The sequence below is a fragment of the Sphingomonas sp. PP-CE-3A-406 genome (assembly GCF_003688625.1).
Taxonomy (GTDB): Bacteria; Pseudomonadota; Alphaproteobacteria; order Sphingomonadales; family Sphingomonadaceae; genus Sphingomonas.
The window spans coordinates 447,276-467,816 of record NZ_RCWY01000002.1 but is presented as its reverse complement, the minus strand read 5'-3'; the positions used below and the strand labels follow the sequence as shown (position 1 = coordinate 467,816).

The following is a 20,541-nucleotide window of genomic DNA, read 5'->3' as shown; positions in this document are numbered from 1 at the left end:
GATATCCGCGCTGGAACCATTGACATGGGCACACCGAAGACCAGCATCGTCGCGAAGATGAAGCGGCGCGGCGGGCGGGGCGATCAGTCGCCGCTCGGCACGTGGTTCTGGGATATCGACCGGATGCTGCTGCTGCTGACGCTGTTCCTGATCGCGATCGGGCTGATTGCGGTGGCGGCGGCGTCGCCGGCGAGCGCAGTCCGCTATTCGGGCGAGCACCACAAGATCGCGCCGCTCTACTATTTCTGGCGGCAGTTGATGTGGGTCGGCGTGTCGCTCCCCGTGCTGTTCGGCGTGTCGATGATGCCCGTCTCGATGGCGCGGCGGATGGCGATTGGCGGGTGTGCGCTGTTCGTGCTGATGCTGATGGTGACGCCGTTCATCGGGGTCGAGGCGAATGGCGCACGCCGCTGGCTCGGCGTCGGGTTCGCACAGTTCCAGCCTTCCGAGTTCCTGAAACCGCTGTTCATCGTCACGGTCGCGTGGCTGTTGTCGTTGCGGGCGAAGGATGCCGAGCTGCCGACGGTGCTGATCACCGGCGCGATGACCGCGGGCGTGGCTGTGCTGCTGATGCTCCAGCCCGATTTCGGCCAGACGATCATCTTCTGCTCGGTCTGGATGGCGCTGCTGATGATCGCGGGGACGCCGGCCAAGGTGATGCTCGGCCTCGTCGCGATGGCGCCGGCCGGGCTGATCGCCGCCTATGTGTTCTACGGCGTGGCGCGGTCGCGGATCGATGCGTTCCTGTTTCCGGGTGTCGAGGGCGAGGGCGCAGGCGACCATTTCCAGACGAATGCCGCACATAACACGCTGACCGCGGGTGGCTGGACCGGGACCGGGCCGGGCGCAGGCGCGGCGAAGTTCGGGCTGCCCGAGGCGCATACCGACTATATCTTCTCGGTGATCGGCGAGGAATTCGGCTTGATCGCGTGCTCGGTGATCGCCGTGATCTTCCTTGCGATCGTGGTGCGCGTGTTCGTCAAGCTGCTGGACGAGCAGGATGAATTCAAATTGCTGGCCTCCGCCGGCCTCGCCACGCAGTTCGGTGCGCAGGCGCTGGTCAGCATGGCGGTCAACACCGGCCTCGCGCCCTCTAAGGGTATGACGCTGCCGTTCATCAGCTATGGCGGGTCGTCGATGATTGCGTTGTCGGTCGGCATGGGGTTGCTGCTGGCGTTTACCCGGCGCAATCCGTTTCTCACGCGGAGCCCCTATGTCGTCCGCTGGAGTGGTGAATGAGTAAGCATTACGTCCTCGCAGCCGGTGGCACGGGTGGACACATGGTCCCGGCAGCGGCGCTCGCGGCTGAACTGACCAAGCGCGGCCACCGTGTCGCGCTCGTCAGCGATGCGCGCGGCGTGCGGTTTCCGGGGCTGTTCGAGGATATCCAGACGCATGTCCTGCCAGCGGGACGCTTTACCGGCGGGCCGCTTGGCTGGGCTCGGGCCACGCGCGAGATGTGGCGCGGGCGGGCAATGGCGCGCGAGCTGTACCGGACGTTCAAGCCCGCCGCGGTGATCGGCTTTGGCGGATACCCTGCATTGCCAGCGTTGTTGGCGGCGTTCGCGGACAAGATTCCGACTGCGGTGCACGAGCAGAACGCGGTGCTGGGGCGCGTGAACCGCTTCGTCGCGGGGCGCGTGGACGCGATCGCGACGTCGTCCGAGCCGACCGAACGCCTCGCGCCGAAGCTGCTGGGGAAGGCGCATCTGGTCGGCAATCCGGTGCGGGAGGCGGTGCTGGCGCTGCGCTCGCGGCCGTATCCGTTGCTGGAGGAGGACGGCATCTTCCGTGTGCTCGTGACCGGCGGCAGCCAAGGGGCGAGCATCCTGTCGCAGGTCGTGCCAGATGGTCTGGCGATGCTGCCGGTGACGTTCCGGCGGCGGTTGCAGGTGACTCATCAGGCGCGGATCGAGGATATCGACGCGGTGCGTACCAAGTACGCCGAGCATCATATTCCGGCCGAGCTGGCGACGTATCTGCCGGATATGCCCGAGCAACTGGCCTGGGCGCATCTGGTAATTGCACGCGCGGGCGCTTCGACGATTTCGGAACTGACCGCGGCAGGCCGGCCGGCTATTTTAGTGCCGCTGCCGGGTGCGACCGACGACCACCAGACCGTGAACGCGCGCGAGATCACGCGGGCGGGCGGCGCGCGGACGATCGCGCAGGGAGACTTTACCGCAGTGGAACTGGCCAAGCAGATGCAGAAACTCGGGCTCGATCCGGCGGCGTTGCAGAACGCGGCGGGACGCGCGCGGAGTTGCGGACGGCCGAACGCGGCGAGCGATCTGGCCGATCTGGTCGAGAGCCTGGATGCACCGTTGTCGCGGATTCCGGTCGGTGCGCCCTCCAAGCCCAAGGCGCAGTTCGCATGAAGGGCGTCGCAACGGATATCGGCACGATCCACTTCGTCGGGATCGGCGGGATCGGCATGTCGGGCATCGCCGAGGTGATGAAGAACCTCGGCTACCGCGTGCAGGGCTCGGACGTCGCCGAGGGTTATGTCGTGCAGGGGTTGCGCGACAAGGGCATTCCGGTGGCGATCGGCCATGCCGCGTCGAACATCGGCGACGCCGCGGTGGTGGTCGTCTCGACCGCGATCGTGCGCTCCAACCCGGAGGTCGAGGCGGCTTTGAACGCACGCGTGCCGGTCGTGCGGCGAGCGGAAATGCTGGCGGAACTGATGCGGCTGAAGTCGACCGTCGCGATTGCCGGCACACATGGCAAGACGACGACGACATCGATGGTGGCGGCGTTGCTCGACGCGGGTGGCGTTGATCCGACGGTCATCAATGGCGGGATCATCAACAGCTACGGGTCGAATGCGCGATTGGGCGCGAGCGACTGGATGGTCGTGGAAGCGGACGAGAGCGACGGCAGTTTCCTGCGGCTCGACGGCACCATCGCGGTCGTCACTAACATCGATCCCGAGCATCTCGATCATTACGGTTCGTTCGACGCGGTGAAGGATGCGTTCGTCGAGTTCGTGGAGAACGTGCCCTTCTACGGCGCGGCGCTGCTGTGCCTCGATCATCCGGAGGTGCAGGGAATCCTGCCGCGGGTGCGCGATCGTCGGGTCGTGACCTATGGTTTCTCGGCGCAGGCGGACGTGCGTGGCGTGGAAGTCACGCCGATCCCTGGCGGCAACCGCTTCGACTGCGTGGTGCGCGAGCGCGACGGTGCGACGCGGACGATCTCGGGAATCGAGATGCCGATGCCGGGTCGTCACAATGTGCAGAACGCGCTGGCGGCGATCGGCGTGGCGCTGGAGCTCGGGATCGCGGATGCGACGATCCAGCAGGGGTTCGCCAAGTTCGGCGGCGTGAAGCGGCGGTTTACTAAGGTTGGCGAAGTGGCCGTCGAAGGCGGGGGCGTGACGATCATCGACGATTACGGGCATCACCCGGTCGAAATTCGGGCGGTGTTGGCGGCGGCTCGCGAGGGCGTGAAGGGGCGCGTGATCGCGGTGGTGCAGCCGCATCGCTATTCGCGGCTTGGCAATCTGATGGAGGATTTTCAGACGGCCTTCAACGACGCGGATCGGGTGTTGGTGACGCCTGTCTATGCTGCGGGCGAAGCGCCGGTCGAAGGTGTCGATGCGGCGGCTTTGGTCGAGGGGTTGAAGCGGCGCGGGCACCGGTTTGCGGGTGTTGTTGCTGATGCGGACGCGCTCGCGGTGGAGCTGGCGGCGACGATCGAGGCTGATGACATGGTCGTGTGTCTTGGCGCTGGCGACATTACGAAGTGGGCGGCCGGTCTGGCCGATGCGATCGCGGCCGAGCGCGCTAAGGTGCTGGCGTGAGTGGCGCGTCGCAAATCCTCCCCGGTACGGGGAGGGGGACCATGCAGGGCATGGTGGAGGGGGCTGTCCGCGAGCGTAACGCTCCTGGCAGTGCCCCCTCCACCGCCTTTGGCGGTCCCCCTCCCCGTGCCGGGGAGGATCTGCGTGGTACTCTGACGGCTAATGGCAGCCTGGCAGACTTTATCTGGTTTCGTACCGGTGGCCCGGCGGAGTGGTTGGTGCGGCCTTCGGATGTCGAGGATCTGGCGGGGTTGCTCAAGACCCTAGACCCTTCGACGCCAGTGCTTCCGGTTGGCGTAGGTTCGAACCTGATCGTGCGGGACGGTGGCGTGCCGGGGGTCGTCGTGCGGCTTCCCAAGGCTATGGCTAAGGTTTCGGTGCAGGATGGCCGTGTTCGGGCAGGCGCGGGGGCGATGGGGATTACCGTGGCCAGTGCTGCGCGGGACGCTGGGATTGCGGGGCTTGAGTTTCTGCGTGGGATACCGGGTACTGTTGGTGGTGCGGTTCGGATGAACGCAGGGGCTTATGGTCGCGATGTCAGCGATATTCTGGTCGAGGCTACCGTTGTCACGCGGGACGGTACGGTCGAGACCTGGTCCGCTGAGAAGCTTGGTTTCACCTATCGGCATTCTGACCTCCCCGCGGGAGCCGTCGTGGTCGAAGCCGTGTTCTCCGGCACGCCCGGCGAGCCGGCTGTGATCGGTGCGGAGATGGACCGGATTGCCGCCGAGCGCGAGGCTTCGCAGCCTCTCCGTTCGCGCACCGGGGGTTCGACGTTCAAGAACCCCGAGGGGCACAAGGCTTGGGCGTTGATCGACGCGGCCGGCTGTCGGGGGCTGACTCGCGGGGACGCGCAGGTCAGTGAGAAACATTGTAATTTCCTGCTGAACCTCGGGTCCGCGTCGAGCGCGGAGATCGAGGCGCTGGGTGAAGAGGTACGCGACAAGGTGAAGGCGCATTCGGGGGTGACGTTGGAATGGGAAATCCAGCGGGTCGGCATCGCTGCTCCCTCTCCCCTGCGGGGAGAGGGTCGGGGTGAGGGGCTGCCAAACAGTGCTGCGCCTGCGCGTTCCACCAGCGATGCGGCTGGTGATGGCGGGCGCCCACCCCTCGGTCCCCTCCCGCATGCGGGAGGGGAGGCATGACGGGTCCACTTCACATCGCAGTCCTCATGGGTGGCTGGTCGGCGGAGCGTGAGGTTTCGCTGATGTCGGGTAATGGCTGTGCCGATGCGCTGGAGTCGCTGGGGCACCGGGTTACGCGGATCGATATGGGGCGGGATGTTGCTGCCAAGCTCGCCGAGGCCGAGCCTGACCTGGTGTTCAATGCGCTGCATGGGACGCCCGGCGAGGACGGTTCGGTGCAGGGGCTGCTCGACCTGATGGGTCTGCGATACACGCACTCCGGCCTCGCGACGTCGGTGATCGCGATCGACAAGGTGCTGACCAAGCTGCTCCTCGTCCCCGCGGGCGTGCCGATGCCGGGTGGGCGGATCGTCAAGTCGGCGGATTTGTTCGAGAGCGATCCGATGGCGCGGCCCTACGTGCTGAAGCCGGTCAACGAGGGCTCCTCGGTTGGCGTGGCGATCGTCACGGACAGCGGCAATTACGGAAATCCGATCGCGCGCGATAGCGTTGGGCCGTGGGGCGAGTTCGAGGAATTGCTCGCCGAGCCCTATATCCGTGGGCGTGAACTGACGACCGCTGTGCTCGGCGGCAAGGCACTTGGCGTTACAGAGTTGAAGCCGAAGAGCGGCTGGTACGATTACGACGCGAAATACACCGATGGGATGACGGTGCACGTCTGCCCGGCGGAGATTCCCGACGAGATTACCGACGCCTGCAAAAGCCTCGCGCTCGAAGCGCACCGGTTGCTCGGCTGCAAGGGCGCGTCGCGGTCGGACTTCCGCTGGGATGACGAGCGCGGTGTCGACGGGCTTTTCCTTCTCGAGGTGAACACGCAGCCGGGGATGACTCCCTTAAGCCTCGTGCCCGAACAGGCGCGGCACATTGGCATGAGCTATGCCGAGCTAGTGCAGGCGATCGTCGACGAGGCGCTTCAGGACCATCCTTCTCCATGAGCCGCACGATCAAGCGCGGTCCGCCGCCCAAGCGGCCCGCCCCGCGCCGGAAGGTCGCGGTCAAGAAGGTGTCGGTGATGGACCGGCTGGTCGGGATGCTCCCGGTCAACGAGGACACGCTGCGCAAGATCGCGACGTGGTCGATCCTCGGCGCGGGTGGTGCGGTCGCGATCGCGGCGGCGACGTGGGTCGGCATTCCCGGCATGATCGGCGCGGCGGTGGCCGAGGGTGCCGGGCGTGCGGGCTTCAAGGTCGAGCAGATCGAGGTGACCGGCCTCAAGCGGATGGATCGGATGTCGGTCTACGCGGTCGCGCTGGAGGACAAGCAGAACCAGACGTCGATGCTGTCGGTCGATCTGGAGGCGGTGCGGCAAAAATTGCTGCGCTATGGCTGGATCGCGGACGCGCACGTGTCGCGGCGGCTGCCGAACACGATGCTGGTCGATATCGTCGAGCGGACCCCAGCCGCGGTGTGGCAGGACAATGGCCAGCTGACGCTGATCGACTCATCCGGCGTGCTGCTGGAGCCGGTGCAGCCGGATGCGATCCCGAATCTGCCACTGGTGATCGGGCCGGGCGCGGATCGGCAGGAGGCGTCGTACCAGACGCTGCTCGCCGCCGCGCCCGCGCTGAAGCCGCGCGTGAAGGCAGCGACCTGGGTCGGCAATCGACGCTGGGACCTGACGTTCGAGAGCGGCGAGACGTTGGCGCTCCCCGAAGACGGGGCGCCTCGTGCGCTGGTGAAGTTCGCCGAACTGGATGGGGCAAGGCCGCTGCTGGGGCGCGGCTGGATCCGGTTCGACATGCGCGATCCGACCAAGCTGGTCGCGCGCAAACCGGGCGCGAGCCTGGCGCACAGCGTCGACGTGCCGGCACCAGCCAGCGCAGGGGCAAGCGCGCCGGCGGCAGGCGAAACTACGAATATTCCGTCGCAAACGGCGGGCGCGAACGTAACGGGCGGGGAGGGATGACATGGCGAAGGTGGCACCGGAAGGGCTGATCACGGCGCTCGATATCGGGTCGTCGAAGGTATCGGCGATGATCGCGCAGAAGGGGGACGGCGGCGAGCTGATCGTGCTCGGCACCGGCCAGCGCGAGAGCCGTGGCGTCAAGCGCGGCTATATCGCCGACATGGCGACGACCGAGGCGGCAGTGCGCGAGGCGGTCGAGCAGGCGGAGCGGATCGCCGGGATCAACATCGAGAACGTCTGGGTCGGCTTCTCGGCCGGCGGGCTCGTGTCCGACGTCGCCGAAGTCGAGTTCGAGCTTGGCGGTCACCGCGTCGAGCAGCAGGATATCGATGCGTTGCTCGCCGCCGGGCGCAACTCGATCGATCCGCAGGGACGCATGGTGCTCCACGCGCAGCCGGCGTTGTATACGCTGGACGGGCTGACGGGGGTGAAGACGCCGCTCGGTCTGCACGCGGATCGGCTCGGCGTGCATATCCATGTCGTCGCCGCGGACGGTTCGCCGGTGCGCAACCTCGATCTCTGCGTGCGGTCGGCGCATCTCGAAGTGAAGTCGATCATCGCCTCGCCGGTCGCGACCGGGCTCGCCTGCCTCAGCGACGAAGAGCGTGAGCTCGGCGTCGCGCTGGTCGAGATGGGGGCGGGAATCACCAACGTGTCGCTGTTCGCAGGGGGCATGCTGGTCGGGCTGACCTCGATCCCGATCGGCGCGCAGGACATTACGGACGACATCGCCAGCGCATTCGGCACGCGGCGGCAGAATGCCGAGCGGATGAAGTGCTTCCACGGATCGGCCAACGCCAGTCCCCGCGACAATCACGACATGATCCCGGTCATGCCGATCTCCGCCGAGGACGGCGCGGGCGAGGGGGCTCAGATCACCAAGGCGCAGCTGATCGGCGTGATCCGCCAGCGGCTCGAGCATCAGATGGGCGAAGTGCGCAACGCGCTCACCAAGCTGAAGTTCGAGGGGCCGGTCGGGCGTCAGGTCGTGCTGACCGGCGGCGGCGCGGAGCTCAAGGGCATCGCCGACTATGCGCAACAGGCGCTCGGGCGGTCGGTGCGGATCGGTCGACCGCGTGGTCTGACCGCGCTGCCGGAAGCGCATGGCGGACCGGCGTTCGCGACGCTAGCGGGGTTGGCCTTCTATGCGGCGACCAACCCGATCGACCTTCGCGGGCTCGCGCCGCAGCGGACGACGGTGCATCGGCCAAAGGGTATGGGCATGATGCGCAAGTTGATTCAGGCGGCACGCGCGAATTATTAAGAGTTTCGAGGGCGCTGGCGTTATTTCGGCTGGAACAGGCCGTGACGTTGGTGCACACAGATTAATCAGGGGCCCGGCCGTAGCGTATCTACCGGGTTGTGCGGAGAACGGCGATGAGCATCGAATTCCTTAGTCCCGAAGTGGACGATCTGGCCCCCCGCATCGCGGTGATCGGCGTCGGCGGCGCGGGCGGCAACGCGATCGCCAACATGATGCGGGCCGACGTCCAGGGCGTCGACTTCCTCGTGGCGAACACCGACGCGCAGGCGTTGAAGCAGTCGACCGCACCGCAGCGGATCCAGCTCGGCACCAAGATCACGCAGGGTCTCGGCGCCGGCTCGCGTCCCGAGATCGGTCGCGCGGCCGCCGAAGAGACGATCGACCAGCTCGCCAAGATGCTCGAAGGCGCGCACATGTGCTTCATCACCGCCGGCATGGGCGGCGGCACGGGCACGGGCGCAGCGCCGGTCATCGCCAAGGCGGCGCGCGACATGGGCATCCTGACCGTCGGCGTCGTGACCAAGCCGTTCGCGTTCGAGGGCAATCGTCGCGCCAAGTCGGCCGAGGGCGGCATCGACGAGCTGCAGAAGTATGTCGACACGCTGATCGTCATCCCGAACCAGAACCTGTTCCTCATCGCCAACGCGAACACGACCTTCAAGGAAGCGTTCACGATGGCGGACGAGGTGCTCCAGCAGGGCGTCCGCAGCATCACCGACCTGATGGTGATGCCGGGCCTCATCAACCTCGATTTCGCCGACGTTCGCTCGGTGATGCAGGAGATGGGCAAGGCCATGATGGGCACTGGCGAGGCAAGTGGCGACAACCGCGCGCTCGAAGCCGCGCAGAAGGCGATCTCGAACCCGCTGCTCGAAGGCGTCAGCATGCGTGGCGCGAAGGGTGTCATCATCTCGATCACCGGCGGCGACGACATGCGCCTGCTCGAGGTCGACGAAGCCGCGAATCACATCCGCGACCTGGTCGATCCCGATGCGAACATCATCTGGGGCTCGGCATTCAACCAGGAGCTGGAGGGCAAGATCCGTGTCTCGGTCGTCGCGACCGGGATCGACGCCGATGCACGTCCTCCGGAAGTTGCACCTGAGCCGACCCGCTCGTTCAGCTTCGGATCGCGCAAGACCGACGAGAATACCTCGTTCCGTCCGAGCGAGCCCGCCGCTTCGTCGGCCGCGCCTGCTGCGTCCTCCGCTGACGAAGAGCCGCTGGACCTGAACGCGTCGTCGGAAGTCGAGCCGTCGGCGTCGAAGTCGGATGACGAGCTGGTGCTCGGTGCCGAGACGATCGTGCCACAGGCCGCGCCTGCGCCGGTTGCTCCTGCACCGCAGCCCGCGCCGCGCACGTATAGCGAAGAGCCTTACGGTCGTGGTCCGATCGCGCGTCCGGCTTCGGCATCGTCGGTGCCGCCCGCTCGCGCACCGATCGCGCTGGCTATTCCAGTGCCGACGCCGGCAGCGGACGAGGGTGGTGCACGTCGCCGCTGGCTCGCTCCGGGTGCCGAGGCTGCCCCCGAGGCGGTGCCGGCCGCGCCGCGCGTGAAGCTTGGCGGTACGTTGTTCGAACGCATGTCGAACGCGGCCCGTGGCGCAGCGAAGGAAGACGGCGAAGCGGCTCCCCAGGATCCGCTCGATATCCCGCGCTTCCTGCATCGCCAGAACAACCAGTAGGCCGGGAATAGCCGAAGCTTCTCAATATCTTGCACGATCCAGCCCGGACCTCCCCTCTCCCACCGGGAGAGGGAGAGACGCCAAAGGCGGCGAAGGGTGAGGGCACGCCAGGCAGGGCTTTCGCGCTTGCGTACGCGAAACCCTGCATTCGTCGCCGCCCCAGCCCAGTTCGCCGCGCGCATGCGTGCGAGACATTGCCGGTTCGGTCGGGCTGGCGTCTAGACAGTTGAACCTCATGACCCGGTCCTCCCATCATCTCCTGACCGCCGCGCTGGCCCTCGTGCTCGCGGCCGTGCCAGCCGCCGCGTCTGCGCAAGCCGTCGTGCAGGCGATCCCCGGCACCACCGACGCCGACAAGCTCGGCGACGTGATGCGCCAGCTTGCGAGCAACCCGCGCAACATCGACGCGCTGATCAAGGCGGGCGACCTGTCGATGGGCCTCGGCGATCTCAGCGGTGCGGCAGCATTGTTCGCGCGCGCCGAAAAGGTGAACCCGCGCGATGGTCGCGCCAAGGCGGGGATGGCGTCGATCCTCGTCCGGTCCGAGCGTCCCGGCGAAGCGCTACGCTATTACGCGCAGGCGGAGGGCCTCGGTCTCGACCCGCGCAACTTCGCCGCCGATCGCGGGCTCGCCTACGACCTGATCGGCCAGCAGGATCGGGCGCAGCGCGACTACCGCGTGGCACTCCGCGACGCCCCGGACGACGAGACGACGCGGCGCTATGCGCTGTCGCTCGGTATCTCGGGCAAGCCCGAGCTCGCGGTCCAGCAGCTCAATCCGCTCCTGCTCAAGAGCGATCGCGGCGCATGGCGATCCCGCGCCTTCATCCTCGCCATGAACGGCGACGTCGCCGGGGCCGAGAAGATCGCCACCACGATGATGCCCGCAGGCACCGCGCAAGGCCTGCAACCCTTCTTTCAGCGTCTCCCGAACCTCCCCGCAAGCGATCGCGCCTTCGCGGTGCATTTCGGCGAAGTCCACGCGACGCCCGCCCGCCTGGCCGATGCACGGATGGCGCCACCCTTGGGCATACTCGCCGCAGATCCGACCGCGCCGGTAATGATGGCAGCCGTAACGCCGCAGCCTGCGGTCACGACAAAGACCGGCAAGAAGGACAAACGCGATCGTCGCTCGAACCGCGACCGTGTCCAGATGGCCGCGGTGACGCGACCGTCCTCAACACCAGTACCTGTGACAACGTCGGCACCGGTCCCGCCGGTCGCCACTCCACCACGTACGCTGACGACGGTCCCCGCGCCCGGCACCTATGCCGCCCCCGTCCAGCTCGCAGCAGCGCCGATGCAAATGGTCCAGCCATTGCCGGCCCGCACGGTGCAGCCTGTGCCGCGGCCAAGCTATTCCGCGCCGACCGTGACGCTTCCGGGCGCGCGTACCAACCCGGCCGCGGAAACGAACTCCGTCGTCTCAGCGACCATTCAGCCGAGCGCGTCGCCGGTTATCCGTACGGTCCCGACGCCGTCGCCAGCAGGAACTCTCCCCCCACGCGTGGCCACGCAGATGGCGGCGATCCCGGTAGGGCAAACACGCGCCGATCCGACCCGTACGGCGAATGCGCTCGCAGCATCGGCAGCGGCGGCGCCGTCGGTTTCGCCGCTACCAACTCCGATACAGCAGGCGCCCGTTCAGCAGGTCGCCCCAACCCAGAGTGCCAGCGCCGAGACGCCGACACCCGGCTTCACCAGTTCGTCCACGCCCGCACCGGTAGCCGCGACCTTGCCACCACGGACTCACGCAGTCGCCGCTAGTGAGGACTCTATCCTCGCGCGGATCGTCGCGGGCCTGTCGATCCCCGCGTCCGAGCTCGACGTCGCGCCGATGCATCCCGCGCCGGTCGTAACGCCCGCCACCATCCCGGTTTCCGATGATTCCGAGCGCGTGCTCGCCGAGGCGAAGGCCAAGACCGAACGCGACGCAGCGGCCAAGGCGGTCGCTGCCAAAACGCTGGCTGCGGACAAGCTCGCCGCCGACAAGAAGGCGGCGCTCGACAAGAAGGCCGCGGCGAAAAAGGCCATCGCCGACAAGAAGGCGCTCGCCGAGAAGAAGGCCGCCGCCGCCGAGAAGCTTGCCGCCGACAAGGCTGCGGCCGAGGAAAAGCGGATTGCGCGCGCCAATCCGGCGCGGACCTGGGTGCAGGTGTCGACCGGCGCGACCGAGGGCGACCTGCCCAAGGCGTGGAAGAAGGCGAAGGCCAAGGCACCGACCGTGTTCGGCGCTCGCGGCGGCTGGACCGCACCGTGGAAGGCGACCAACCGCGTGCTCGCCGGCCCGTTCAAGACCGATGCGGAGGCGCGGACCTTCGTCAATCAGCTTGCCAAGGAAGGCGTCCCGACGTTCACCTTCACCAGCGATCCGGGCGAGATCATCACGAAGTTGCCGGCCAAGTGAGTTACCGCGCGCCCTGGGCATCGGACCCGGCGCGCAGCAAGGGACGACTTCACGAGGAACAGAACGGGTCCGTCCGTGGCCCACGCGATGCCTTCCAACGCGACCGCGACCGGATTATCCACTCGATCAGCTTCCGTCGGCTTCGTCACAAGACGCAGGTGTTCATGGCGCCCGACGGCGACCATTTCCGCGTTCGCCTGACGCACAGCCTCGAGGTCGCGCAGATCGGCCGGACGATCGCGCGGACGCTCGCACTGAACGAGGACCTGACAGAGGCGCTTTGTCTCGCGCACGATATCGGCCATCCTCCGTTCGGCCATGCCGGCGAGGATGCGCTGAAGGCGGCACTGAAGGCGCAGGGCGGGTTCGATCACAACGGCCACACGCTACGCACGCTGATGACGATCGAGCGGCCGTATCCGTTGTGGAACGGGCTGAACCTGACGTGGGAAACACTCGAGGGCCTCGCCAAGCATAACGGCCCGGTGCGGCATCCGGGATGGGCTCTGGCCGCGGCGGATGCCGAGTTCGGCCTCGCGCTCACCAGTTTTTCTTCGCTCGAAGCGCAGGTCGCAGCGATCGCCGACGATATCGCCTACGACAATCACGATATCGACGATGGCCTGCGCGCAGGATTGCTGACGCTCGACCAGATGCTCGCGGTGCCGCTGGTGGCGCGCGGCTGGGACGATGTGCGCCGCCGCTTTCCCGACATCGAGCCGAAGCGGCTGGTCGGCGAGCTCGTGCGCACGCAGATCGGGACGATGGTCAACGACCTGATCGCCGAGACGCGCCAGCGGATCGCGGCGAGCGGCGTGACCAGCGTCGACGACGTCCGCGATGCAGGCCAATGCCTGGTCGGATTCTCTCCCGACATGCGCGAGGCGGAGCGCGACCTGAAGCGCTTCATGTACGCCAATCTTTATCACCACCCGCGCCAGCTTGCCGCGGCGGATGCGGCACACGGAATCGTCTCAGGCCTGTTCGCGGTCTATCGCGACGATCCGATGACCATGCCCGAGGAATGGCGCGACCGCCTGCCTGCGGACGATCCCGATCGCAGCCGGCATATCGCCGACTTCATCGCCGGCATGACCGACCGCTACGCCGTGTCGCGCTACCGCGAACTGGTCGGCCCGATCGACCTGCCCGAAGGATTCTGACTTCTGCTCCCCTCCCTGGAAGGGAGGGGCTGGGGGTGGGTAGGCGAGCTTGTGCCGCGTCCGTTCCGCGCTCCGGGAACCGACCCACCCCCAACCCCTCCCTTCCAGGGAGGGGAGTCAAAGGTGCGGAGGTTCATTCAAACGCGAACCTCAAACGCGAAACGGCGGCCGGACCGAAGTCCTACCGCCGTCATGTCGTCCTAGGACAAACTCAGCTCAGCGCGCAACCGCGGCGATGCCACCAGCCGCGCCATTCGCCTCCGCGGTCTTGAACGCGACCGGAACGCCGCCCGACACACCCGATACGCGATCGCCGTGGACGATCAGGTGAAACTTCTGACCCGACGGATAGCGACGGCCATCGATGACCTGGCGGCTGCCGTCCTGCGTCGAGGTATATACATACGTGCTGCCCTCGTGGACGAAGCTCTGCTTTGCGTCGGCGGCCATGCCGATCGTCGAGGTGAGGGCTGCCGCTGCTGCTGCGATGATCTTGATAGCGTTGCGCATGATCGTGTCTCCCGCGTGGTGCATCGAGCCGGATCAAGTCTCCACCCAACTCTCGATCCAATGAAATATTGCGGTGCAGCATCAGTTGCAATTGCAAACCTATCCGTCGCGATTGCGTACCGTGCAACGATGAATTGCCGCCCGGATGCGACGAGCGGCGTGCGTGACATACTTGCACGACATTTGACGCGTACGCCGGGTGACGAAGGAGAAGCGTCGTGTCTGCTTCCAGTATCGCGCTCAATCGGTTTGGCCTCGGCGCACGGCCCGGTGATACCATTGCCGGCGATCCGGCGAAGTGGGTGTTGGCACAGTGCGAAGGGTTCGAGCCGCGGCCGGCGGTGATTGCAACCGCGCCCTCGACTGCCGGGATTTCGGTCGGGCTCGTCGCCTATTATGCGCAGGAAAAGGCGATCAAGGCGCAGTTCGGACCCCGCACGCCGAAAGCTGCGATCGGCATGGATGGGAAGTCTGCGGTTTCCGGTCCCACAATGCCCGGTGCGATGAGTCCCGCCCCCGTGTCCCTGGGCGTTGCCCTCCCCGCGACGGCGCAGCCTCCTGCCATGCCGGGCGCGCTCGATCCCGGAGCGGCCGCGCGGCAGGAGGCGCGACAGGTTATCGGCAAGCAGAGCCGCAACGATTACGGCGCGGCGGTCGCGGCGCGGACGATGGCCGCGCTGACCGGCGAGGCACCGTTCGTCGAGCGCCTCGTGCATTTCTGGGCGAACCATTTCGCGGTCTCGACCGAGAAGTTCGAGGTGATGGCGCTCGCCGGGCCGATGGAGTTCGACGCGATCCGTCCGCATGTGCTCGGCAGTTTCGCCGACATGCTGAACGCGGTCGAGCGGCATCCGGCGATGCTGCTGTATCTCGACCAGGCGGTTTCGATCGGCCCGGACAGTCCATTCGCGGTACGGAAGACCCGGCGTCGCACCGGGCTGAACGAAAATCTAGCGCGCGAGATCATGGAGTTGCACACGCTCGGCGTCCGCAGCGGCTACAGCCAGGCCGACGTCACCGAGTTTGCGCGCGCGATGACCGGCTGGACGGTCGCGGGCATCGGGCGCGGTCCCGGTGCGCGCGTCCAGGACGATTCGCGCGCGGGCGCCTTCCTTTTCCTCGACGACGTTCATCAGCCCGGCGATCGAACCGTCATGGGCAAGCTCTATCCCGCGGCGGGGGAAACGCAGGCACAGGCGGTGCTGTCCGATCTCGCGGTCCACCCCGCGACGGCGACGCACATCGCGACGAAGCTTGCACGGCATTTTGCCGGCGATACGCCGCCGCCTGCGATGGTCGCACGGCTGAAGACGGCCTTCCTGAAGTCGGGCGGCGACCTGCCGACGGTCTATCGCGCGCTTGTCGCGTCGCCCGAGGCGTGGGTGCCGCAGCGGATCAAGTTCAAGTCGCCCTGGGAATGGTATCTCTCCACGCAGCGCGCGCTCGGCACGACTGTTGTCCAGCCCGGCGTCACGGTCGGAATGATGAACCAGCTCGGCCAGCCGATATGGCAGCCGGGGCAGCCGATCGGATATGATGACGTCGCCGCAGCCTGGGCCGGTCCCGACGCGATCCTGCGGCGCGTAGAGGCAGCGGAGCGGTTCGCGGCACGTGCCGGGCCGGTCGATGCGCGGGCGTTGGCGCCGACGCTGTACCCCGCCTCGCTCAGTCCCACCACTGCGCAGGGCCTGTCGCGCGCGGAAAGCCCCGCGCAGGCGCTCGCACTGTTGCTCGTTGCCCCCGAATCGCTGCGGAGATAGTCATGCTTGACCGTCGTTCCTTCCTCACCACCGGGACGCTTGGCGTGCTGGCGTCCGCCTTCGCGCCTCGCATCGCCTTTGCGCGCGCGGCGACCGACAAGCGGTTCGTCTTCATCATCCAGCGTGGCGCGGCCGATGGTCTCGGCACGATCGGCGCGGTCGGCGATCCGGCGTTTGCGGGCGCACGGGGCGATCTCGCGGCGGACTTCGCCACGGGCGCCAAGCTCGACGGCATGTTCACGCTGCACCCGGCGATGACCGCGAGTGCCGGGCTTTACAAACAAGGTCAGGCGCTGTTCGCGCATGCGATCGCCTCGCCCTACCGCGATCGCTCGCATTTCGATGGCCAGAACGTCCTCGAGACCGGCGGCGCGAGCGCATACCAGGTCCGCGACGGCTGGCTCAACCGGCTGCTCGGCGTGCTGCCGGCCGACGAGGCACGCGCGATCGCGGTCGCGGCGACCGTGCCGATGGCGCTGCGGGGGCGGCGCGAGGTGGCATCCTATGCGCCGTCGAGCTTGCCGGACGCGTCCGACGATCTGCTGCAACGCGTCGCGATGCTGTACGAGGGCGATCAGCAACTTCACGGCCTGTGGAGCGAGGCGATGGCCACGCGGCAACTCACCAGCGATCTCGCGCAGGATGGCGGGCGCAATGCAGCGGCGACCGGCGCGCTCGCCGCGCGCTTGCTCAAGCCCGACACCGGCGCGCGGATCGCGATGATCGAGACCGGCGGCTGGGATACGCACACCGGCCAACGCGGCCGACTGACCGCGCAATTGAAGGGCCTCGACGCGATGGTCGCTTCGCTACAGGCGGGGCTGGGACCGTTATGGGCCGACACGATGGTGCTGGTCGCGACAGAGTTCGGGCGGACCGTCGCGGTCAACGGCACCGGCGGAACCGATCACGGCACGGGGACGTCTGCGATGCTGTTCGGCGGCGGCGTGAAAGGGGGCAGGGTAGTGTCCGACTGGCCGGGCCTCGCGCCCACCGCGCTGTACGAGGCGCGCGATCTGAAACCGACGATGCAACTCGACGCGTTCATCGGCGGCGCAGTGTCGTCGCATTTCGACGTCGAGCCGGTCCGCGCGATGGCCGCGTTGTTTCCTGCGAGCGCAAGGACGGCGGTGGTTGAGGGGCTGGTGCGGGTCTGAGTGTTGGGGGGCTGTAGATGCGCCCGACCGAGTCGCCGCTCGCCCGCGCTTCTTTACCGGAAGAGCCGCAACCTTCACCAAGTCCGTCATCCTGACGAAAGTCAGGACCCAGAGCACTACTACGTCGCCCCTTTTAACCCTGGGTCCTGACTTTCGTCAGGATGACGGGGGTGGTCGCCTAAAAATGTGCCTCATCCTATCTGTCATCCCCGCGGAGGCGGGGACCCATATTCTCGGACGGCAGCTACACCTCGCACGGCCAGCCAGTATGGGTTCCCGCCTTCGCGGGAATGACGGTGAGACTGGTCGACACGTATCACGCCGCCCCCCGGCGGGATTAAAATTGAGCGCAAAGCCGCGATGGTCTAGAGCGCGCGTTTCCTTGACGTACCGGGACTGCCATGACGCTCTACACCCGTTTCGCCGCGCATATCGATGCGGCGCTCGACACCCTGACCGACGCGGGAACGCTGCCGGCTGGGCTCGACCGCAAGAACGTCACGGTCGAGCCGCCGCGCGACACGAGCCACGGCGATCTCGCAACCAACGCTGCGATGGTTCTGGCCAAGCCCGCCAAGACCAATCCTCGCGTGCTCGCCGATGCGCTGGTCGTCGAACTGTCGAAGCTCGAGGACGTCGCCTCGGCGAGCGTCGCGGGACCGGGCTTCATCAACATGAAGCTCACGGACGACGCCTGGCGCGCCGAACTGGCCGCGATCCCCGAGGCGGGCGCCGACTACGGCCGGTCGAAGCAGGGCGACGGGATCACCGTCAACATCGAGTATGTCTCGGCAAACCCGACCGGTCCGATGCACATGGGGCATTGCCGCGGTGCGGTCGTCGGCGATGCGCTCGCCAGCCTGCTCGAATTCGCCGGCCACAAGGTGATCCGCGAATATTACGTCAACGATGCCGGTGGTCAGGTCGACGTGCTCGCGCGCTCGGTCCACCTCCGCTACCGCGAGGCGCTCGGCGAAACCGTCGAGATCCCCGAGGGGCTGTACCCCGGCGACTATCTCGTCCCCGTCGGCCAGTCGCTCGCGAAGGAGTTCGGCGACCGCTATGTCGGCGCGCCCGAGAGCGAATGGCTGGTCATCTTCCGCACGCAGGCAGTCGCCGCGATGATGGTGATGATCCGTGCCGATCTGGCCTTGCTCGGGATCGAGCACGAGGTGTTCGCGTCGGAGGCCGAACTTCAGGCTGCGAAGAAGCCTGAGGCAGCCGAGGCGGAATTGCGGTCGCGCGATCTGGTCTATGACGGCGTGCTCGAAGCGCCGAAGGGCGAGACGCCCGACGATTGGGAGCCGGTCGAGCTGCCGCTGTTCCGCTCGTCGCAGTTCGGCGACGACCAGGATCGCCCGATCAAAAAGTCGAACGGGTCGTGGACCTATTTCGGCGCCGATCTCGCCTATCATTTCCAGAAGAGCCAGAGCGCCGATCAGCTCATCGACATCTGGGGCGCGGATCATGGCGGCACAGTCAAGCGGATCGTCGCGGCAGTGGCGGCGCTGACCGGCGGCAAGACGCGGTTTGACGTCAAGCTCGTCCAGATGGTCCGGCTCCTGCGCAACGGCGAGCCGGTCAAGATGTCTAAGCGGTCGGGCAATTTCGTCACGCTGGCGGATGTCGTGCGCGAGGTCGGCAAGGATGTCGTGCGCTTCACGATGCTGACGCGGCGGTCGGATGCGCAGATGGATTTCGACTTCGCCAAGGTGGTCGAGGCGTCGAAGGACAACCCGGTTTTCTACGTCCAGTACGCGCATGCTCGTATCGCATCGCTGCATCGGCGTGCGGAAGAGGCGGGAATCACACCTATTTCTGCGGATTTGTCCCGGCTTGATACGGACGAACTTGCTCTCGTACAGCTTGCAGCGCAGTTTCCGCGGCTCGTCGAGATCGCCTCGACCGCGCGCGAACCACACAGAATTGCGTTTTATCTCTACGACTTGGCGGCAGCGTTCCACGCGCTATGGAATGTCGGAAACGACCGTCCCGATCGCCGCTTCCTGGTGGTCGAGGATCCACAGGCGACCGCGGCACGGCTTTTCTTGGCGTCCGCTATAGGGCAGATTATTCATAACGGCCTCGCCATCATGGGTGTCGAAGCGGTTTCGGAGATGAAGTGATGGCCGAAGACATGGATCTGCGCGAGGAAGACCGGCTCCCCTGGCTCGAAACCGTCGAGCCGGACGAGCAGGACACGGTGGGCATCGGCCGCGTGATCGCGCTGGTCGTGCTCGGCCTGGCGGTGCTCGCCGCAATCATCTTCGGAATCTACAAGCTGCAACAGCGCGCGCCGACCGGCGATGGTCAGCTGATCGCCGCGCAGGAAGGCGACTACAAGGTCAAGCCGGACGACGCCGGCGGCCTGAAGGTCAAGGGCGAGGGCGACTCGGCGATCGCGACCAGCGCTGGCAAGTCGGGCAACGGCGCGATCGATCTGCGCGGCGTCCCCGAAACACCGGTCGCCGGCAAGCGCGCTGTCGCTGCCAAGGCGGACGACGCAGCGGGTCGCAACGCGGTCGCACAGGTTCCTGCATCGGGGGGGCGGCTGGTCGCCACGGCACCGCTGTCAGCGTCGAAGCCGAGTGGCGCTGGCGCGGCTACCGGCGGTTCGCTGGTCCAGCTCGGCGCGTATCCAAGCGAGGCGGTCGCCAACGCGGCCTGGACGAACTTCTCGAAGCGGTTTGCATATGTCGGTGCCCTGGGTAAGTCGGTCCAGCCGGTCGCGACGGGTGGCCGCACGCTGTATCGCCTGCGGGTGAATGCGGGCAGCGCGAATCAGGCGGCGGATATCTGCGGCCGGTTGCGCGTCGCGGGCGAGACGTGCTTCGTCGCGAGCTGAGTATGATGGCTAGCCGGGCGGGAGCCGCCCGGTTGGTGACGGTGAAATGACCTAATCAAGCCGACGTTGGATGATTTGACAGAATATGTCTGTCATGCCGGATTGGTTCGATGTGGATGTGTACGCCTGAAGGCGACGTAAGCATGGTTCCCCGCAAAGGCGGGGACCAGACTGGGCTCACGCTTTTGCGAGCGAACAAGGAAGCGCGGACCGATGCGAAATGGGTTCTTGTCTTTGTCGCGCTGAAACAAGCGTCGACGGCTACGGCTTTCGTCGCGCTACAACCTATGCATCGTCTATCGTGTGCTTCGGTGCAGCCGCTTACGACTATGCATGCCGATCTCTAACCGCCGGCCTTTTCAAGTGCACCCTACGCACGATGCAATGACCGATCTTCGCCCTCTAAGATCTAGAGCGAACGCCGATGCTTCCCGCCGTATTTGCGGCCGATATAGTCGCCGATCTGCGCGACTTCGGTCGCTGCGGCGCGCGCTCCATCCATCTGGCAGGGTAGCGGATCGCTGTCGTGATTGGCGACCCGCGCCTGGACCTTGTCGCACAGCTCTTCGATATCCGCGCGCGAAAGGACGTTCTTCTCGCGCAACAGGCAGATCAGGCTCTGCAGGATGACGAGGTTTTTGTCCTCGGGATCCGCCTCGAGCTTCAGGGACGTTGCCATGATCTCTCTCCTTATGTGTTTCTCACAGACTATGCCGATCCGGATGCGTTGCAAGCGATAAACGCCCTTAGGCATACCTATTGCTCAAATGAATGGCAGTCGGTCTTCGTACTCAAGCCATTCTCATCAGACTCGCAGCAGACGTCTGCATACCCAATTGGGGATATGTCTCTGGCCTGGCTGTTTGGCCGTCGCGCCTGCTCCGCCAGGGTCGG

15 protein-coding genes and 1 pseudogene are annotated in these 20,541 nt (G+C 66.6%); 14 read left to right on the top strand and 2 right to left on the bottom strand.

Annotated features, from left to right (window positions below; all coding sequences use genetic code 11):
* The first annotated feature begins 57 nt into the window (after nt 1–57).
* The 10 genes and pseudogenes from C8J44_RS08645 to C8J44_RS08600 all read left to right on the top strand — a co-directional run bounded on the left by C8J44_RS08645 (nt 58) and on the right by C8J44_RS08600 (nt 13,375).
* Nucleotides 58–1,239: an FtsW/RodA/SpoVE family cell cycle protein gene (locus C8J44_RS08645; protein ID WP_060526809.1), complete on the top strand. Its 1,182-nt coding sequence runs from the start codon at nt 58–60 to the stop codon at nt 1,237–1,239.
* Nucleotides 1,236–2,378 (top strand): undecaprenyldiphospho-muramoylpentapeptide beta-N-acetylglucosaminyltransferase, encoded by a 1,143-nt coding sequence (gene murG, locus C8J44_RS08640; protein ID WP_121904192.1) that lies wholly within the window; start codon nt 1,236–1,238, stop codon nt 2,376–2,378. Before C8J44_RS08645 ends, murG begins: the two co-directional genes overlap by 4 nt.
* Nucleotides 2,375–3,805: a UDP-N-acetylmuramate--L-alanine ligase gene (gene murC, locus C8J44_RS08635; RefSeq protein WP_121904191.1), complete on the top strand. Its 1,431-nt coding sequence runs from the start codon at nt 2,375–2,377 to the stop codon at nt 3,803–3,805. The genes murG and murC overlap by 4 nt, the downstream gene beginning before the upstream one ends.
* A 50-nt stretch (nt 3,806–3,855) precedes the next feature.
* Nucleotides 3,856–4,809 (top strand): annotated as a pseudogene (gene murB / locus C8J44_RS08630) (UDP-N-acetylmuramate dehydrogenase); the annotation flags it as partial.
* A 137-nt stretch (nt 4,810–4,946) separates the two neighbouring features.
* Nucleotides 4,947–5,885, top strand: a complete 939-nt coding sequence (locus tag C8J44_RS08625) for a D-alanine--D-alanine ligase (RefSeq protein WP_121904190.1) — start codon at nt 4,947–4,949, stop codon at nt 5,883–5,885.
* Entirely contained in the window at nt 5,882–6,856 is a 975-nt protein-coding gene (locus C8J44_RS08620; RefSeq protein WP_121904189.1) for a cell division protein FtsQ/DivIB, read from the top strand. The genes C8J44_RS08625 and C8J44_RS08620 overlap by 4 nt, the downstream gene beginning before the upstream one ends.
* Nucleotide 6,857: 1 nt before the next feature.
* Nucleotides 6,858–8,120, top strand: a complete 1,263-nt coding sequence (gene ftsA, locus C8J44_RS08615) for a cell division protein FtsA (protein ID WP_056051322.1) — start codon at nt 6,858–6,860, stop codon at nt 8,118–8,120.
* Nucleotides 8,121–8,233: 113 nt separating this feature from the next.
* Nucleotides 8,234–9,805: a cell division protein FtsZ gene (gene ftsZ / locus C8J44_RS08610; RefSeq protein WP_121904188.1), complete on the top strand. Its 1,572-nt coding sequence runs from the start codon at nt 8,234–8,236 to the stop codon at nt 9,803–9,805.
* A 235-nt stretch (nt 9,806–10,040) separates the two neighbouring features.
* Nucleotides 10,041–12,212 (top strand): SPOR domain-containing protein, encoded by a 2,172-nt coding sequence (locus C8J44_RS08605; protein WP_121904187.1) that lies wholly within the window; start codon nt 10,041–10,043, stop codon nt 12,210–12,212.
* Nucleotides 12,209–13,375, top strand: a complete 1,167-nt coding sequence (locus tag C8J44_RS08600) for a deoxyguanosinetriphosphate triphosphohydrolase (protein ID WP_121904186.1) — start codon at nt 12,209–12,211, stop codon at nt 13,373–13,375. Before C8J44_RS08605 ends, C8J44_RS08600 begins: the two co-directional genes overlap by 4 nt.
* Before the next feature lie 216 nt (nt 13,376–13,591).
* On the opposite strand, the gene C8J44_RS08590 is transcribed toward C8J44_RS08600, so the two are convergent.
* Nucleotides 13,592–13,885, bottom strand: coding sequence for a hypothetical protein (locus C8J44_RS08590; protein ID WP_121904655.1), 294 nt, complete (start codon nt 13,883–13,885; stop codon nt 13,592–13,594).
* Nucleotides 13,886–14,103: 218 nt separating this feature from the next.
* Between C8J44_RS08590 and C8J44_RS08585 the strand changes: the two genes are divergently transcribed.
* The 4 genes from C8J44_RS08585 to C8J44_RS08570 all read left to right on the top strand — a co-directional run bounded on the left by C8J44_RS08585 (nt 14,104) and on the right by C8J44_RS08570 (nt 19,647).
* Nucleotides 14,104–15,645, top strand: a complete 1,542-nt coding sequence (locus C8J44_RS08585; RefSeq protein ID WP_056051319.1) for a DUF1800 family protein — start codon at nt 14,104–14,106, stop codon at nt 15,643–15,645.
* A 2-nt stretch (nt 15,646–15,647) separates the two neighbouring features.
* A complete protein-coding gene (locus tag C8J44_RS08580; RefSeq protein ID WP_121904184.1) occupies nt 15,648–16,802 on the top strand; it encodes a DUF1501 domain-containing protein in 1,155 nt (384 codons plus the stop codon).
* 401 nt (nt 16,803–17,203) lie between these two features.
* Nucleotides 17,204–18,928, top strand: coding sequence for an arginine--tRNA ligase (argS, locus tag C8J44_RS08575; protein WP_121904183.1), 1,725 nt, complete (start codon nt 17,204–17,206; stop codon nt 18,926–18,928).
* The gene (locus tag C8J44_RS08570; protein WP_121904182.1) at nt 18,928–19,647 is read left to right on the top strand and encodes an SPOR domain-containing protein; all 720 of its coding nucleotides are present in this window, start codon (nt 18,928–18,930) and stop codon (nt 19,645–19,647) included. Before argS ends, C8J44_RS08570 begins: the two co-directional genes overlap by 1 nt.
* A 409-nt stretch (nt 19,648–20,056) precedes the next feature.
* Here C8J44_RS08570 and C8J44_RS08565 read toward each other — a convergent pair whose 3' ends face one another.
* Nucleotides 20,057–20,326 (bottom strand): hypothetical protein, encoded by a 270-nt coding sequence (locus C8J44_RS08565; protein ID WP_121904181.1) that lies wholly within the window; start codon nt 20,324–20,326, stop codon nt 20,057–20,059.
* Between the last annotated feature and the right edge of the window lie 215 nt (nt 20,327–20,541).